At 73.6% G+C, this 15,709-nt stretch carries 12 protein-coding genes and 1 pseudogene; 3 read left to right on the top strand and 10 right to left on the bottom strand.

All coding sequences use genetic code 11. The features are described from left to right. Positions 1–184 precede the first annotated feature (184 nt). Together AAC944_RS36510 and AAC944_RS14750 are read right to left on the bottom strand one after the other, a co-directional pair. Positions 185–1,255, bottom strand: a pseudogene (locus tag AAC944_RS36510) ((2Fe-2S)-binding protein); the annotation flags it as partial. A gap of 1,870 nt (positions 1,256–3,125) precedes the next feature. Then, positions 3,126–4,022, bottom strand: a complete 897-nt coding sequence (locus AAC944_RS14750; RefSeq protein WP_030614451.1) for an FAD binding domain-containing protein — start codon at positions 4,020–4,022, stop codon at positions 3,126–3,128. Positions 4,023–4,776: 754 nt separating this feature from the next. Here AAC944_RS14750 and AAC944_RS14755 point away from each other — a divergent pair. Then, entirely contained in the window at positions 4,777–5,229 is a 453-nt protein-coding gene (locus AAC944_RS14755; protein ID WP_051871728.1) for an SSI family serine proteinase inhibitor, read from the top strand. Positions 5,230–5,369: 140 nt separating this feature from the next. Here the strand turns inward: AAC944_RS14755 and AAC944_RS14760 are convergent, their stop codons facing one another. Both AAC944_RS14760 and AAC944_RS14765 read right to left on the bottom strand, forming a co-directional pair. Then, the gene (locus AAC944_RS14760; RefSeq protein WP_078888553.1) at positions 5,370–5,666 is read right to left on the bottom strand and encodes a DUF3039 domain-containing protein; all 297 of its coding nucleotides are present in this window, start codon (positions 5,664–5,666) and stop codon (positions 5,370–5,372) included. A gap of 142 nt (positions 5,667–5,808) precedes the next feature. Then, positions 5,809–6,459 carry a YqgE/AlgH family protein gene (locus AAC944_RS14765; protein ID WP_030614460.1) on the bottom strand — a complete coding sequence of 217 codons (651 nt, stop codon included), beginning with the start codon at positions 6,457–6,459 and terminating at the stop codon, positions 5,809–5,811. Positions 6,460–6,719: 260 nt separating this feature from the next. Between AAC944_RS14765 and murA the strand changes: the two genes are divergently transcribed. Next, positions 6,720–8,057 carry a UDP-N-acetylglucosamine 1-carboxyvinyltransferase gene (gene murA / locus AAC944_RS14770; RefSeq protein WP_030614462.1) on the top strand — a complete coding sequence of 446 codons (1,338 nt, stop codon included), beginning with the start codon at positions 6,720–6,722 and terminating at the stop codon, positions 8,055–8,057. A 309-nt stretch (positions 8,058–8,366) separates the two neighbouring features. On the opposite strand, the gene AAC944_RS14775 is transcribed toward murA, so the two are convergent. Continuing rightward, positions 8,367–8,648, bottom strand: a complete 282-nt coding sequence (locus AAC944_RS14775; RefSeq protein ID WP_007382399.1) for an HU family DNA-binding protein — start codon at positions 8,646–8,648, stop codon at positions 8,367–8,369. A 342-nt stretch (positions 8,649–8,990) separates the two neighbouring features. Continuing rightward, on the bottom strand, positions 8,991–10,424 hold the full coding sequence (locus AAC944_RS14780) for an NAD-dependent malic enzyme (protein ID WP_030614467.1): 1,434 nt from the start codon (positions 10,422–10,424) through the stop codon (positions 8,991–8,993). Positions 10,425–10,693: 269 nt separating this feature from the next. Here AAC944_RS14780 and AAC944_RS14785 point away from each other — a divergent pair, with 269 nt between their 5' ends. Next, a complete protein-coding gene (locus tag AAC944_RS14785) occupies positions 10,694–10,900 on the top strand; it encodes a cold-shock protein (protein ID WP_030250355.1) in 207 nt (68 codons plus the stop codon). A 255-nt stretch (positions 10,901–11,155) separates the two neighbouring features. On the opposite strand, the gene AAC944_RS14790 is transcribed toward AAC944_RS14785, so the two are convergent. From AAC944_RS14790 to AAC944_RS14805, 4 genes are all read right to left on the bottom strand, one after another. Next, a complete protein-coding gene (locus AAC944_RS14790; protein WP_030614470.1) occupies positions 11,156–13,579 on the bottom strand; it encodes a HelD family protein in 2,424 nt (807 codons plus the stop codon). An 89-nt stretch (positions 13,580–13,668) separates the two neighbouring features. Next, complete coding sequence (locus AAC944_RS14795) at positions 13,669–14,430, bottom strand: zf-HC2 domain-containing protein (protein ID WP_030614472.1); 762 nt, start codon at positions 14,428–14,430, stop codon at positions 13,669–13,671. Next, entirely contained in the window at positions 14,427–14,966 is a 540-nt protein-coding gene (locus AAC944_RS14800; RefSeq protein WP_078888554.1) for a sigma-70 family RNA polymerase sigma factor, read from the bottom strand. The genes AAC944_RS14795 and AAC944_RS14800 overlap by 4 nt, the downstream gene beginning before the upstream one ends. Positions 14,967–15,058: 92 nt before the next feature. Further along, complete coding sequence (locus AAC944_RS14805; RefSeq protein WP_030614478.1) at positions 15,059–15,652, bottom strand: CGNR zinc finger domain-containing protein; 594 nt, start codon at positions 15,650–15,652, stop codon at positions 15,059–15,061. Between the last annotated feature and the right edge of the window lie 57 nt (positions 15,653–15,709).

Below are 15,709 nucleotides of genomic sequence, written 5' to 3' on the forward strand. Positions count from 1 at the left end.
CGTCACCGTACGACCGGTCTTCGCCGTGCGGGTGCTCGTCGCCGTACGAGAGGCCGTCACCGTACGACTGCTGCTCGGGGTACGCGTTCTCGGGGTGCGGCTCCGGGTGCGGCTCCCCGGCGTACTGCCCTTCCGCGTACCGGCCCTCGGTGTACCGCTCCTCGGTGTACGTGACCGGGTCGGCCGGGCCCGCCTGGTGCGGGATCCGGGCGGTCGGCTCCTGCTGTTCCGGCTCCTGTTCCTGCTCCGGCTCCTGCGGCCGGGCGTGCTCCTGGTCGTGCGCCTCGGCCGCCGCCTGGGCCGCCTCGGCACGGGCCCGGGCGACCTCCTGCACGGCGTCCAGGACGCCCCGATAGCCCGAGCACCGGCAGAGGTTGCCGCACAGCGCCTGGCGGGCCTGCAGCTCGGTGGGCGCGTGGTTGCCCTCCAGCAGGTCGTGCACGGTCATGGCCATGCCCGGTACGCAGAAGCCGCACTGCACCGCGCCGGACTTGGCGAGCGCGCACTGCACGTCGGAAGGCACGCCGTCCTTGGCCAGCCCCTCGACCGTACGGACCTCACTGCCCGCCGTGGTCGCGGCGGGCACCAGGCAGGACGCCACGAGACGGCCGTCGACCTGTACGGAACAGGCGCCGCACTCGCCCTGGGAGCAGCCGTCCTTGGCACCCGCGAGGCCGAGCCGCTCCCGCAGGACGTAGAGCAGCGACTCGCCGATCCAGGCGTCCGTGACCGGGCGGTCGATGCCGTTCACGGCCAGGACGTAGGAGGCGCGGGGGTGCTCCAGGTCGGCGTGCGGGGCCGGGTCCACGGGAGGCGCCTCGGGTGCCGCCTCCTGGGGAGCGGCGGCGAGCGCCTCCTCGGGGGCGGTGGGGGCCTCTTCGGGGGCAGCGGTGGCTGCCTCGGGGGCGGTGGGCTCCGCGGCCTCCGGGGGCGCGTTCTCGGCCTCCTGGGGGGCCTGGGACTCCTGGCTGTCCTCGGGAATGATGTCGGTGCCGGTACCGGTACCGGCGTCGGTGTCAGCACCGGCGTCGGTGTCCGCATCGCCCCCGGCCTCGGCCTGGCTCTCCGCCTCGGTCCCGGCCTCGGCCGCGCCCTCGGCCTCGGCCCCGGTCCCGGCAGGCTCTGCCGGGGAGTCGCTCCCGGCGGGCTTCTCCGGCGCGTCGGCCTCGGCGGCCTCCGACACCTCGGGGGCCGCCTGGGGGGCCGCCTCAGGCGCCTCAGCGCCCCCCGGAGCAGCCGCCTCGGGGGCAACCCCCTCGGACACGCCCGGCTCCGGCTCATCAGAGGCAGCCGGTTCCTCGGCGGCGGCCGGTTCCTCGGCCTGAACCGTCTCCTCAGGCGCAGCCGTCTCCTCAGGCGCAGCCGTCTCCTCAGACGCAGCCGTCACCGCACCCGAAGCGGCCTCCGCCTGAGCGCCCTCAGGCCCTCCGGCAGGTTCCTCCTCGGGGCGTGTCTCGGCGCTCGCCTCCGGGGTCTCCGGCTCGCTGTCCACCGGGGCCGCCGCCCGCTCGTCCTCCGGGGCGGTTCCCGGCTCCGCGGGGGCCGACTCGGCCAGCGGCTTCGGGGTGGTGCGGCCGCCGGAGACCAGGGCGTCGGCGAGGGCGATACCGTCCGCGATGCCGCCGCCACCCGGCGTGCTGAACAGGCTCTGGTAGGAGGGCGGTTGGCTGCTCCGACCGGGGCTCGGCCACTGCTCACCCGCTACCGGCGGCACGCCGTGCGCCGCCGGGGCCTGGCCCGCGAGGCCCGGTACCGGAGCAGGCACGTCACCGGGCATCGGCCACTGCACGGCGGGAGCGGGCGCCCCCGGTGCGTCGCTCACCCCGTACGCGCCCTGCTGCATCGCACTCTGCGCGGCAGGGTGCGGCCCTACGTGGTACGGGCCGACGTGCTGCGGCCCGGCGGGCTGCGGAAGCCCCGCCCCGCCCGCGGGCCCGGCGCCGCCGCCGTCCTGGCCGTCGCCACCGCTCCGGCCCTCGCCGCCGTCCTGGTCCTCGCTGCCGGGCACCGCATCCGTACCGGGTGCAGCACCCGTACCGGGTGCAGCATCCGCATCCCGGGCCGTGTCCGCAGCCGTGTCTGTAGGCGCCGCGTCCGCCGTCGCGCCGAGGCCCGCCGCGAAGTTCCAGTGGCCGGTGGCGTCAGGGGCACCGGCGGGGGCCTGGCGGGCCTGGTCGGCCCCGTGGACCGGGTAGCCGCCGTGCGGGCCCCGGCGCTCGTCGCCGACGAGGTACTCACCGGACTCCTCCAGCACCTCGTCACCGGCCGTGGGGACCGCCCACCGGCCGGCGTCAGCGCCGAACGTCCCGTCCGCGCCGTAGCCCGCGCCGCCGTCGAAGCCGCTGTCCGCGCCCGGCTGCCCGGTCGCGCCCGCCGCGCCCGCGACCGGCCACTCCACCGTGTCCGGTCCGTCGCTGTCTCCGGAGGCGCCGTTCCGGGCCCCGCCGCCGTACTGCATGGCCGCCCGGGCGTCCCCCGCCGGGTCCACGAACGGCATCGTCCACTGTCCGGTCGCCGCGGGGTCCGTGCTCGCGCCGCCCGCCGGAGCCGCGTACGGCGAGGCCGCCGCACCGGCGCCCCCGGCGCCCGCCGCGTCACCGGCGCCCGCCGCGCCGTCGCCCGCTGCCGGGAAGTGGTCCGGCGGGATGTACCCGTGTCCGGGGGCCGCGAGCGGGTCGGCGCCGGACGCGCCGTAGCCGTAACCGGACACGCCGGCGGCGCCCGTGCCGTCCTCCGGGCCCGCGCCCGGTACGCCGTACCCGCCGTGCGCCTCACCGGTACCGGCGGCGCCCTGCGTCCCGTAGATGGCCGCGCCGTACGCGCCGGGGGCGTAACCGCCCGCGCCGTAGGCGCCCGAGCCGTACGCCCCGTTCAGCCCGTACGCCTCCAGGTCGTCGGGCAGCTGGACGAAGGCCGTGGCCTCCTGGTCGTACTCGCCCTGCGGCAGCGGCTCCCAGCCCTGTCCGTGCTGGGGCTGCCGCGGGGTGTCCCCGTCACTCATGCGCCGGCCTCGCTTCGCTCGGCTCGCTCGGCGGGCACGCATGCGCGATGCGCGCGCCTCTGGATGGATCGCTGCCGGTTCACGTCGGTTCGCTGCCCGTAGTCGGTTCGCTCGCTGCGCTCACTCACGAGAGCGCCCTCCCAAGTGCTCGGCGCGCCAGTGCTGCCACCGTACGGCGCAGGTGCAGGGCGGCGGGTGGCAGGGGGGCCGCTTCCGTACCGTCCTCCGGGGGTGCGGGGTCCGGGATGCACGCGGCGGCCACGTAGTCACCGAAGGCGGTCAGCGCTTCGGGGGCCAGGCCGCGGTCGTTGTCCCAGTCGATGAGGGAGGCCACCCACTGCTCGGCCTCCAGCGGGCGCAGCGGCATCATCGCGACCGCGCCGACCGCACAGCGCACGCCCCGGCGTGCGGGATCGAGGACCAGCGCGACGGATGCGGCCGCGCGCCCCGGGCCCGTCCGCCCGGTGGCCTTGAGGAAGGTCTGGGGCGCGTGCAGCAGCGGTACGCGCACGAAGCCGACGATCTCACCGGGGCGCAGCATCTCCATGCCGGCGAGCAGATGGCTGACCGGGACCTCACGGCGGGCACCGCCGGGGCCCGCGATGATCACGGTGGCTTCGAGGGCGGCGAGGACCGGGAGGGTGTCGCCGGTCGGCGCGGCCGTGACGATGTTGCCGCCGAGCGTCCCGGCGTTGCGGATCTGCGGCGGTCCGGCGGCCCGGGCCGCCGCGGCGAGGCCGGGGATCAGGGCCGCGAAGTCGGGGCGCCCCATACGGGCGAGGGTGAGCCCCGCACCGAGCAGCGCATGGCCGTCCTGGTACTGCCAGCCGCGGATCTCACTGATCCGGTTCAGGCCGACCAGTGCCGCCGGGCGCAGCAGCCCGGAGTTGACGGCGGCCATCAGATCGGTGCCACCGGCCACCGGCACGGCGGCGGGCATGGCGGCCAGCGCCGCCACGGCCTCGTCGAGCGAGGCCGGCAACGTCACGGAATGCGACGCCTGCGGTGCGTGCGTGGTCAACCCAGCTGCCCCTTCCCCGGTGTCCCGGCTGTGCTGTTCCGCCTCGCCGTACGGTACGTGCTCACGGCCCGGACGTGGCAACTCTGGCACATCTTCGCAGGCCCGCGACGCGAGGGTCCATGAAGGCAGGTTCCGTCACCGACCGGCGCGAAGTTCCTGGTTCGCCCCGCCCCGTCCTGGACCTCCGAAGAGAGCGTATTGCCACCTTTCTCAAGCACTGTGCGTTACGGCACGTACCGTGCGCTTGACGCCACTTGACGCCGCGCGGCCGTCCGTACGGGCGTTCCGCCCTGGTGTTCGGCGTTACCGGACCGGCCCGCACGGGCCGTGACGTGGGTACACGGTGCCAGGGCCCCGGCCGCACCGCGCCCGCCTTTCGGGGGGCTCACACGTTTGGGGGCGGTCCGTCGATCGGGCGTCCGAGCGGGCCGTCGCCGCCGCGCCGTCCGCCGCGGGCGTAACGGACCGTCATACACAGGCCCCGCCTTGCACTTGGCTGCCACACCGGACCGCACCTCCGGGAAACCAGGAGAGAAGTCCAGGTGGCGGCCCTGGAAACACTCCGGAGCGGCGCCCCCCGTCGGCCGGCAACTCCCGGCGGCCCGGCGACGGTTACCGGCGCCGGCAGCGCGGCGACGGCCACCCGACACGCCACCGGCGGACCACAATCAGCCGCCCGGCGCCCCTGCGCGGCTATCCATGAGGCGAGATGTCCGTCTCACCCAACTTTCAGCCGATCGTAAGGAATCCGCTCATGCCGAAGAACCCGTCCCTGCGCAAGAGACGCATCCGCGCCGCCCTGCTCTCCGTCGCCGCCGTCGGCCTGCTGCCCCTCACGGCGGCCGCGGCGCCGGCCGCCGCCGGCCCCACGCAGGCGGCGTCCCGCGAGGCGAGCATCGCCATCCATGCGGGCCAGGGCACCGGCGGCCCGGTGATCGCCCGGGCGACCCTCCGCTGCTTCCCCGTCGGCGGCAGCCACCCCCGCCCGCACTCGGCCTGCCGGTCGCTGGCGCGGGTGAACGGCGACTTTCAGAAGCTGCCGCCGTTGAACCGCAACTGTCCGAAGATCCACCGGCCGGTGACGGTCGTCGCGAAGAGCATCTGGCAGGGCAACGCCACGTTCATCGTCCGCGGCTACCCCAACCTGTGCACCGCCGCCGCGGACAGCGCCGGCATCTTCGACCTCGGCCGGCGCGCCCACGGCTGAGCCGCAGCGGGCCGCGGTACGCCCGGCCCGCTGCCCGTACGGAGCACCTGTACGGGAACCGCCCGCACGCAGGACGCCCGGCCCGCTCTCCTCCGGGGGAGCGGGCCGGGCGTCACCGTACCGAGGGGGCGGGCAGCGGCTTACTTCTTGCCGCCGTCCTTGCCGCCCTTGTCCTTGTCGCCACCGGCGCCCATGGACTCGTAGATCTCCTTGCACATGGGGCAGACCGGGTACTTCTTCGGGTCGCGGCCCGGAACCCAGACCTTGCCGCAGAGCGCGACGACGGGCGTACCGTCCAGCGCGCTCGCCATGATCTTGTCCTTCTGGACGTAATGGGCGAAGCGCTCGTGGTCACCGTCGCCGTTCGACACCTGTGGCGTCGGCTCCACGAGGGTGCCGGTACCTGCCCCGCGCTCGGGCTCAAGGGGAGTGCTCATAACTGCCAAGGGTACTCACGCGCGCGCCGTACCGGGTGCCCCGGCCGGTACCAAGTCGAACAACCGGGCGCGGCCCCCGGGCACCCGCCCCGGCCGGGCCCCGCCCGCTGCCGAAGGACCGCCCCGCCGCCGAAGGGCCGTCTCAGTTCAGCGAAGGGTCGTCCGGGTACGTCGCCACCATCGCGAGTTCGTTGCGCTGCCGGCGGAGGACGGCGCGCCAGAGGTGCTCAGGGGACGGGGACGACACGTCGCCCGGTTCGGACTCGACGACGTACCAGGCGCCTTCCGCCAGCTCCTCCTCCAGCTGGCCCGGGCCCCAGCCCGCGTAGCCTGCGAAGATCCGCAGGGAGCCGAGCTCGGCGGAGAGCAGCTCGGGCGGGGCCTCCAGGTCGACCAGGCCGATCGCGCCGTGGACGCGGCGCCAGCCGATGGGGTCTCCCCTGTTCGAGCGCAGCCGGGAACTCGGGGAAGGGCCGTCGCCGTCGGTCCCGGCGCCGTCCGCGACCGCGGCGCCCTCGTGCTCGCCCGCCTCGCCCGGCACCACCGCGACGCCGAGCGCGGAGTCCAGCGAGACCGGTCCGCCCTGGAAGACCACGCCCGGCTCGCCGGCCAGGGCGGCCCAGGGCTGGAGGATGTCCGCCACACCGACGGGTGTGGGACGGTTCAGGACCACGCCGAGCGAGCCCTCCTCGTCGTGGTCGAGGAGCAGCACGACGGCCCGGTCGAAGTTGGGGTCGGCGAGCGCCGGGGTCGCGACGAGCAGCCGGCCTGTGAGCGAGGACACCTCGGTCATGGCGACATGATCCCGCACTTCGGGCCGGTACGGGGAGGCATTGGCCGCACCTGTATGTGCGCACTCCGGCCGGACGGGACGTACGGCGACCGACCCGGCATCCGGCCCCTCTCTCACATCACGGTCCGTTCCGGCAGATAAACGGTACGTGTTGTGACAAAGCTATTACACGCGCGGGGCCTGCTCGACCCTACGGACTACCCCCGTCCCGCCCTTACCATTTCAGCTTGCCCCTGTCCGTCTCCAGGAACGCGAGATCCATGACCGACGACGTTTTGCTTGTCCACGGCGGCACCCCGCTGGAGGGCGAGATCAAGGTCCGCGGCGCGAAGAACCTCGTGCCCAAGGCCATGGTCGCCGCGCTGCTCGGCAGCGAGCCGAGCCGGCTGCGCAACGTGCCCGACATCCGCGACGTGCGCGTGGTGCGCGGCCTGCTGCAGCTGCACGGCGTGACCGTACGACCGGGCGACGAGTCCGGAGAGCTGATCCTCGACCCGTCGCACGTGGAGAGCGCCAACGTCGCGGACATCGACGCGCACGCCGGGTCCTCGCGCATCCCGATCCTCTTCTGCGGCCCGCTGCTGCACCGCCTCGGGCACGCCTTCATCCCGGGCCTGGGCGGCTGCGACATCGGCGGCCGGCCGGTCGACTTCCACTTCGACGTGCTGCGCCAGTTCGGCGCGGTCATCGAGAAGCGCGCGGACGGCCAGTACCTGGAGGCCCCGCAGCGGCTGCGAGGCTGCAAGATCCGGCTGCCGTACCCGTCCGTCGGCTCGACGGAGCAGGTACTGCTGACCGCCGTGCTGGCGGAGGGCGTCACCGAGCTGTCCAACGCCGCGGTGGAGCCGGAGATCGAGGACCTGATCTGCGTCCTGCAGAAAATGGGCGCGATCATCTCCATGGACACCGACCGGACCATCCGGATCACCGGCGTCGACAAGCTCGGCGGCTACAACCACCGGGCGCTCCCGGACCGCCTGGAGGCCGCCTCCTGGGCGTCCGCCGCGCTGGCCACCGAGGGCCAGGTCTACGTACGCGGTGCCTCGCAGCGCGAGATGATGACCTTCCTGAACACCTACCGCCGGGTCGGTGGCGCCTTCGAGGTCGACGACGACGGCATCCGCTTCTGGCACCCGGGCGGCCCGCTGAGCGCCATCGCGCTGGAGACCGACGTGCACCCCGGTTTCCAGACCGACTGGCAGCAGCCCCTGGTGGTCGCGCTGACCCAGGCGTCCGGCCTGTCGATCGTCCACGAGACGGTGTACGAGTCCCGGCTCGGCTTCACCTCCGCGCTGAACCAGATGGGCGCGCACATCCAGCTCTACCGCGAGTGCCTGGGCGGCTCCGCCTGCCGCTTCGGCCAGCGCAACTTCCTGCACTCCGCCGTCGTCAGCGGCCCCACCAAGCTCCAGGGCGCCGACCTGGTCATCCCCGACCTGCGCGGCGGCTTCTCGTACCTGATCGCGGCGCTGGCGGCACAGGGCACGTCCCGCGTCCACGGCATCGACCTGATCAACCGCGGCTACGAGAACTTCATGGACAAGCTGGTGTCGCTCGGCGCCAACGTGGAGCTTCCGAACGGCCCGAAGCAGAGCTGAGCACCTGACGGCCTCGAGCAGGCCTGAACGCCCGACGGCCGCAGCGCCGACTGTGGGGCCGTGAACGCCGAGGGGCGGCCACCCGGTCCGGGTGGCCGCCCCTCGGCGTTCACGTGGCCGTACAGCCGGGCTGACGGCGGTGTTCGGACCGCACGTCCGTACGTCGTACGAGTCGTACGAACGGCTCCGGCGCCGTGTCCCGTGGCCCGGGACCGTTCGCGTACGAGAAAGGCAGCCACCCTGCGCGGGTGGCTGCCTTTTCTGCGATACCTGGTCCGTGCCCCGTCGTCCCGAAGGCACGGTGCCGGATCACTTGCCCTTGGCGGCTTCCTTGAGCTTGGAGCCCGCGGAGACCTTCACGCTGTAGCCGGCCGGGATCTGGATCGGGTCGCCGGTCTGCGGGTTGCGCGCGGTGCGAGCGGCACGGTGGGTGCGCTCGAAGGTGAGGAAGCCGGGGATGGTGACCTTCTCGTCGCCCTTGGCAACGATCTCGCCGACGGTCTCGGCGAAAGCGGCCAGAACGGCGTCGGCGTCCTTGCGGGTCACCTCGGCACGGTCGGCCAGAGCGGCCACCAGCTCACTGCGGTTCATGTATTACTCCCGTGTTCTTCTTGCCAATGGGCGTGCCACGCGGCGGAGCCGCATATCAAGCACAGCGAAGCCGATGCTGCCAGGGCCCTCGGACAGTCCCCGGACCCGGGTCTGCTGTTCAGACCCTCGCGCCCGGTAACGCATCCTGCCCCCACCTGCGGCGGTAAAGCCAATCCGGCGCCCTGGAGGGTCACACGAAGAGCGCCATCGCCTCGAAAAGGTGACGCTCCGGTGACACTCCGCACCACGTTCCGGGGCTCGCTCACCGGGTGGCGGCCGGTCCTGCGCTGCCCGACACCCTATGGGGGCCCCGGTGGCACGGTGACGCGCGACGCGCCGTACTCAGGCGGTGGTGGTCGCCGTCACAGCCGCACCGGCGGCCTGAGCGGCGTCCCGGACGGCTCCGGCGACCGCGCCGGCCACCTTGTCGTTGAAGACGCTGGGGATGATGTAGTTCGCGTTCAGCTCGTCCTCCAGGACGACGTCCGCGAGCGCACCGGCCGCGGCCAGCATCATCTCCTCGTTGACCGTACGCGACTGCGCGTCCAGCAGGCCGCGGAAGACACCCGGGAAGACCAGCACGTTGTTGATCTGGTTCGGGAAGTCCGAGCGGCCCGTGGCCACGACGGCGGCGGTCTGCCGGGCCTCGGCCGGGTCGACCTCCGGGTCGGGGTTGGCGAGTGCGAAGACGATCGCGCCGTCGGCCATCCGGGACACGTCCTCGGCGGCCAGTACGTTCGGGGCGGAGACGCCGATGAACACGTCAGCGCCGACCACGGCCTGCTTGAGCGTGCCGGTGACGCCTTCGGGGTTGGTGTTGTCGGCGATCCAGCGCAGCGCCGAGTCGGGGTCGGCGGAGACCAGGTCGTCGCGGCCCGCGTGCACCACGCCGTGGATGTCGGCGACGACGGCGTGCTTGACGCCGGCGGCGAGCAGCAGCTTGAGGATGGCCGTACCGGCGGCGCCCGCGCCGGACATCACCACGCGCACGTCGCCGATGGCCTTGCCGACCACGCGCAGCGCGTTGGTCAGGGCCGCGAGCACCACGATGGCGGTGCCGTGCTGGTCGTCGTGGAAGACCGGGATGTCCAGGGCCTCGCGCAGCCGGGCCTCGATCTCGAAGCAGCGGGGCGCGGAGATGTCCTCCAGGTTGATGCCCGCGAAGCCTGGGGCGATGGCCTTGACGATCTCCACGATGGCGTCGGAGTCCTGGGTGTCCAGGCAGATCGGCCAGGCGTCGATGCCCGCGAAGCGCTTGAAGAGGGCCGCCTTGCCCTCCATGACGGGCAGCGCGGCCTTGGGGCCGATGTTGCCCAGGCCGAGCACGGCGGAGCCGTCGGTGACCACCGCGACGCTGTTGCGCTTGATGGTCAGGCGGCGGGCGTCCTCGGGGTTGTCGGCGATGGCCTGGCAGACCCGGGCGACACCGGGCGTGTAGACCATCGACAGGTCGTCACGGTTGCGGATCGGGTGCTTCGACGACATCTCGATCTTGCCGCCGAGGTGCATCAGGAACGTACGGTCGGAGACCTTGCCGAGCGACACGCCCTCGATCTCGCGCAGCTTCTGGACGATCTCGTCCGCGTGCGAGGTGGACGTCGCGGCGATGGTGACGTCGATCCGGAGTTTCTCGTGGCCGGAAGCGGTCACGTCGAGGCCGGTGACCGACCCGCCGGAGGACTCCACGGCCGTGGTGAGCTGGCTGACGGCGGTGCCGCTCGCGGGAACTTCCAGTCGCACCGTCATCGAATACGAGACGCTAGGCGCCGTTGCCATGGCCGACTTCCTCTGCTTTCCCTTGTTTCCCTATGCGCTGCCCCAGGAGCCTGAATCTCCTGCGCATTGTCCGATCGTCCCACCTACCAGCCGGTACACGGTAACCAGCCACAAGTTTCGGAAAGACTCTTCCACGATACGAGAGCTAGTCAGCTCGGCGGAACCCCCCACTCCTTCGCGCGAAAAACAGCCTTAATAGGGAGGAAATCTGGCGTACCGCCCTTAGGATCTGGCCCGCAGCACCCCAAAGACACGCAAGGACGGGCGATATGGCTCAGGGCACCGTGAAGTGGTTCAACTCCGAGAAGGGTTACGGATTCATCGCACAGGAGGACGGCGGGCCGGACGTCTTCGTCCACTACAGCTCTATCAGCGGCGACGGCTTCCGCAATCTGGAGGACACCCAGCGGGTGGAATTCGAGATCGCCCAGGGCCGCAAGGGGCCGCAAGCGGAACAGGTCCGCGTCATCGGCTGACCCTGTCGGCCGAACCGGTGACACGGACCTGTCCGTGACGTCTCGAAGAAGAGGCTTCGAAGGAGTTGAGGTGGCACCGACCCGCCATGCTCGCCTCGCGGCAAGTGGTCGCTCGCAGCGACTATGGTTGGGCCCGGGGGCTTGGATCGGGCCGGTGCCATCTACAGGCTAACAAACCCTCCCCGTAAGCGAATCCCGTCGCGAGAGATGTCTGGAGTCGCCCTGTCGAGGGGCGGCCCGGCCCCCGCGGACCGCTCAGTCCCGCAGCAGGTCCGGCACCCCGTCGGCGTCCGGCTCGTCGCGGTCCCCGGAGATCACCGTCAGCCGCTGCGTGGCCCGGGTCAGCGCCACGTACAGCACCCGCAGCCCGGCCGGCGACTCGTCCGCGATCTCGGCGGGCGAGACCACCAGCGTCGCGTCGTACTCCAGCCCCTTGGCCTCCAGCGAACCCAGTGCCACCACGCGGTCGCCCAGGCCCGCGAGCCAGCCGCGGGCCTCCTCCCGGCGGTCCATGGCCACGACCACACCGACCGTGCCGTCCACCTCCTCCAGCAGCCGGCGCGCCTCCTCCCGTACGGAATCGCCCAGCCGGTCCCCGGCGACGGCGAACCGCGGCCGCAGCCCCGTGGAACGCACCGCCTCCGGCGCGGCCATGCCCGGCATGGCCAGCGCCAGCACCCGGGCGGCGAGCTCGGCGACCTCGGCCGGGTTGCGGTAGTTCACCGTGAGGGTGAAACGGCGGCGCGGGCGGGTGCCCAGCGCCTCGTCCCGTGCCTCGGCGGCCTCGTCCGGGTCCGACCACGAGGACTGCGCCGGGTCGCCCACCACGGTCCACGTGGCGTGCCGGCCGCGGCGGCCGACCATCCGCCACTGCATGGGCGTGAGGTCCTGCGCCTCGTCGACGATGACGTGCGCGTAGTCCGTACGCTCCTCCGCGAGCCGCTCCCGGCGGCTGCGCCCCGAGGAGTTACGGTCCGCAAACGTGGTCAGCTCCTCCAGACCGGTGAGCTGGTCCAGCGGGTCGGCCTCGCGCGGCCGGGCCGGGCGGGCCGGGGCGCCCAGGACCAGCTGGAGCTCGTCCAGGAGCGCGACGTCGTGGACGGACAGCGGGCCCTGGCCCCGCGCGTCCAGGCGCCCCAGCGAGCGGGCCAGCTTCCGTACCTCGCGGTGCTGGAGCACCCGGCGCGACCAGCGGCCGAGCAGCTTCTCGTCGGCCATCGCGGCCAGCACCCGGCGCGGCGTCAGCTCGGGCCACCAGGCGTCCAGGAAGTCGATGAAGTCCTGCTCCGTGGTGATGTCCTCGTCGAACCCGCTGCGGGCCTCGGCGGCCAGCTCCGGGTCGCTGTAGCGGCGGTCCCCGCCGGTCTTCGCCCACAGCGCGTCCAGGATGAGCCGGCGGGCACGCGGACGCAGCAGGTTGACCGGCGCGGTGCCGCCGAGGGCGGCCTGCCGGACGCGGCGCAGCTCGGCGGCGTCCAGCTCGATGCGCTGTCCGAAGGCGACCACCCGGAGCCGGTCGGTGGGCACGGCAGGGGCCGCCGCGTCCTCGTCCGGGTCGCCGAAGGTCAGCTGGCCGTCCGGCTCCACGGCGGGGGCGGTGTCGGCGGCGAGCTCCAGGGCGCCCCTGGCGGCCTTGCGGAGCACCTTCACCATGCGGGAGGAGCCCTTGATGCGGGCCACGTCCGGCGCGTCGTGAGCAGTGGCCTCCGCGCCCTCCACCAGCGAGCCGAGCGCCCGGATGGCGACCTGGCCCTCCTCGCCGAGCGAGGGCAGCACGCCCTCGGTGTAGGCGACCAGCAGCGGGGTGGGCGAGACGATGAGGATGCCGCCCGCGTAGCGGCGCCGGTCCTGGTAGAGCAGGTAGGCGGCGCGGTGCAGGGCGACCGCGGTCTTGCCCGTACCGGGCCCGCCCTCGACCTCGGTGACGGAGGCGGCGGGCGCCCGGATCACCATGTCCTGCTCGGCCTGGATGGAGGCGACGATGTCGCGCATGGAGTGGCTGCGGGCCCGGCCGAGTGCCGCCATCAGCGCGCCGTCGCCGACCGCCGGCAGTTCCTCGCCGGCCAGGGTCGCGGTGACCTCCGGGCGCATCAGGTCGTCCTCGACGCCGAGGACCTTGCGGCCCTTGGAACGGATGACGCGGCGGCGTACGACGCGGCCGGGGGCGACCGGCGTGGCCCGGTAGAAGGGCGCGGCGGCCGGGGCCCGCCAGTCGATGACCAGCGGGCTGTAGTCGGCGTCCAGGACGCCCAGGCGCCCGATGTGCAGCGTCTCGGCGATCTCGGCGCGGTTGTCCTCGGTGATCGCGCCGTCGGCGGGCTCGACGGAGGTGTACGCGCCGTCCGGGCCCCGTTTGCCGTCCTTGCCCAGGAGCAGGTCGATGCGGCCGAAGAGGAAGTCCTCGTACTCGGAGTTGAGGCGGTGCAGGTGGACGCCGGCCTGGAAGACCTGCGCGTCGCGCTCGGCGAGCGCGCCGGGCGTGCCGACCTGGCCGCGCTTGGCGGCGTCGGCCATCAGGAACTGTGCCTCGTGGATCTTCTCTTCCAGACGCCGGTAGACCCGGTCCAGGTGCGTCTGCTCGCCCGCGATCTCGCGGTCGCGGACGGAGTCGCTGTCGGGTACGGAATCCGGCGCGTGCGTGGAGTTCTCCGGCGCGTGCGTGGCGTTCTGCGCGGCCACCCAGGCCCCCTTCTGCTGTGCGTAGGGCAGCCGTCAACCGTACGCGAAGCAGGTCGCGGGCGCACCTGTGAAGCGGTGCGGGCGTCCGGTCACACGTCGACGGCGGCCAGCCGTTCGCCGTCCAGCGTGCGGATTTCGAAGCGGTCGATCTCGGCGCGGCTCATGGCGGCGCCGCCGTTCGTGTAGAGCGGCTGCCGGCTCCACTTCGTGGCGCCGCCCTTGACGCCGTACCCGCCGTACGGCACCGCCCAGGTGGTGACGGTCTGCTTCTCGCCGTCCTTGCCGATCGCGATGAGGGAGCAGGTCAGCGGCCCTTTGACGTTGCCGAGGCGGAGCGCGACGGAGGTGCCCCAGGGGCGGTCGGCCATGGCGACGCCGGCGGCGACCCCGGTGACCGGGTCGACGGCGGTGTGTTTCTCCCGGCCGCCGGCGTACATCAGCTCGGCCGGGCTCGCTGCCTGCCGAGGCGGCGGCGCCGTGTCCCCGGTGACGGCCAGGGTGGCGAGCGGTCCGCCGACGACCAGCGCGACGGCGGCCGCGACGAGGGCGAGCCGCCGCCGGCGCCCGCGCCGCCGGGCGGCGGCGGCCTCGGCCAGCAGGCCGCCCAGGACGCGCCGGGAGGGTTTCGGGACGAGCGTGGCCTCGGAGGGCGGGGCGCCCGTGCCGTCGCCGGCGAGCTCGGCCAGCAGCGGGGGCAGGCCGAGCAGGCCGTCCAGCTCGGTGGCGCAGCGGTCGCAGCCGGCGAGGTGTTCCTCGAAGCGGGCGGCGTGGTCGGCGTCCAGCACGCCGAGCGCGTAGGCGCCGACGTCGGTGTGGTCCGCCGGCCGGGCGGGCGGATGGGGCCGGTTCACGCCGTCACTCCTCGTTCTTCCAGGGAGAGCTTCAGGGAGCGCAGTGCGTAGAAGACCCGGGACCGCACGGTGCCGGGCGGTACCCGCAGCACCTCCGCCGCCTCGTTGACCGTACGTCCCTTGAAGTACGTCTCGATCAGGGCCTCCCGGTGGGCGGGGCTCAGGTCGGCCAGCGCCTCGGAGAGGGTCATCAGGCGCAGCGCGCGGTCTATCTCGTCGGCGGCGGGCAGCGTCTCCAGGGGCGCCGCGTCCACCTCCTGGGGGCGGGCCTGGCGGCTGCGGTGCCCGTCGATGACGATCCGGCGGGCCACGGTCACCAGCCAGGGGCGTACGGACCCGGTGGCGCGTTGCAGCTGGTCGGCGTTGCGCCAGGCGCGCAGCAGGGTCTCCTGGACCACGTCCTCGGCGCGGTGGCGGTCGCCTGCCACCAGCCGCAGGACGAACGCGAGGAGCGGTCCCGCGTGCTCCTCGTACAAGGCCCGCATGAGTTCTTCGCCGGGCGTCGTCCGGTCGGCCACGACGGCATCCTCGCGCAACGCCACTCCCCGGTCGACAGTACGGAGCGAACTCCGTTCGGAGCCGGTCTCCGAAAGCTCGCCGGGGAGTACGTACGGGCGCGTGCGGGTGTTCAGCCGGTGACGCGGGAGGCGGGGCCGAGGGTGGCGCGGCGGCGGTGCCGGGCCACCCGCTCGCGGTTGCCGCACACCTCGCTGGAGCACCAGCGCCGCCGGCGGCCGCGCGAGGTGTCCAGGTAGATCCGCGAGCACGTCTCGCCCTCGCACTGGCGCAGCTGGCCGCGGGCCACCGCGTCCGTCAGCATGCCGACCGCGTCCCGGGCCACCGCGGCCATCAGCCCGGCGCAGTCCGGCGCGCGTGCGCAGCGGCGCTCCAGTACGCCGTCCACGCTCCGTGCGGCGCGTTCGGGCGGTGGCGGGGCCTCCGCCGTGGCGTTGAGCAGTGCCAGGTCCCGGTCGGCGGCCCGGCCGCGGATCTCGTCGTGCACGATGCGCCGCAGCAGTTCGCGCAGCGCCCGGAAGCGGGCGACCCAGCTGCCGTCGACGGCGTCGAGCGGGGCGCTGCGCGGTACGACACCCGCGCCGATGAGCCAGGCCCTCAAGTGGTCGGGGCCGAGGAGCCGTTCGGCCGGCGCCTCGCCGGCCGTGGCCACCAGGTCCAGGCAGATCCGCCCGCAGTCGAACCGCAGGTCGTAAGGGGCCGCCATGTGCCTGTCACTCCTTAGGGGACAACGTCTCCCTCCAGAGTGCCCGGCCAGGCGCCT

The sequence above is a fragment of the Streptomyces sclerotialus genome (assembly GCF_040907265.1).
In the GTDB taxonomy this organism is placed as follows: Bacteria; Actinomycetota; Actinomycetes; order Streptomycetales; family Streptomycetaceae; genus Streptomyces; species Streptomyces sclerotialus.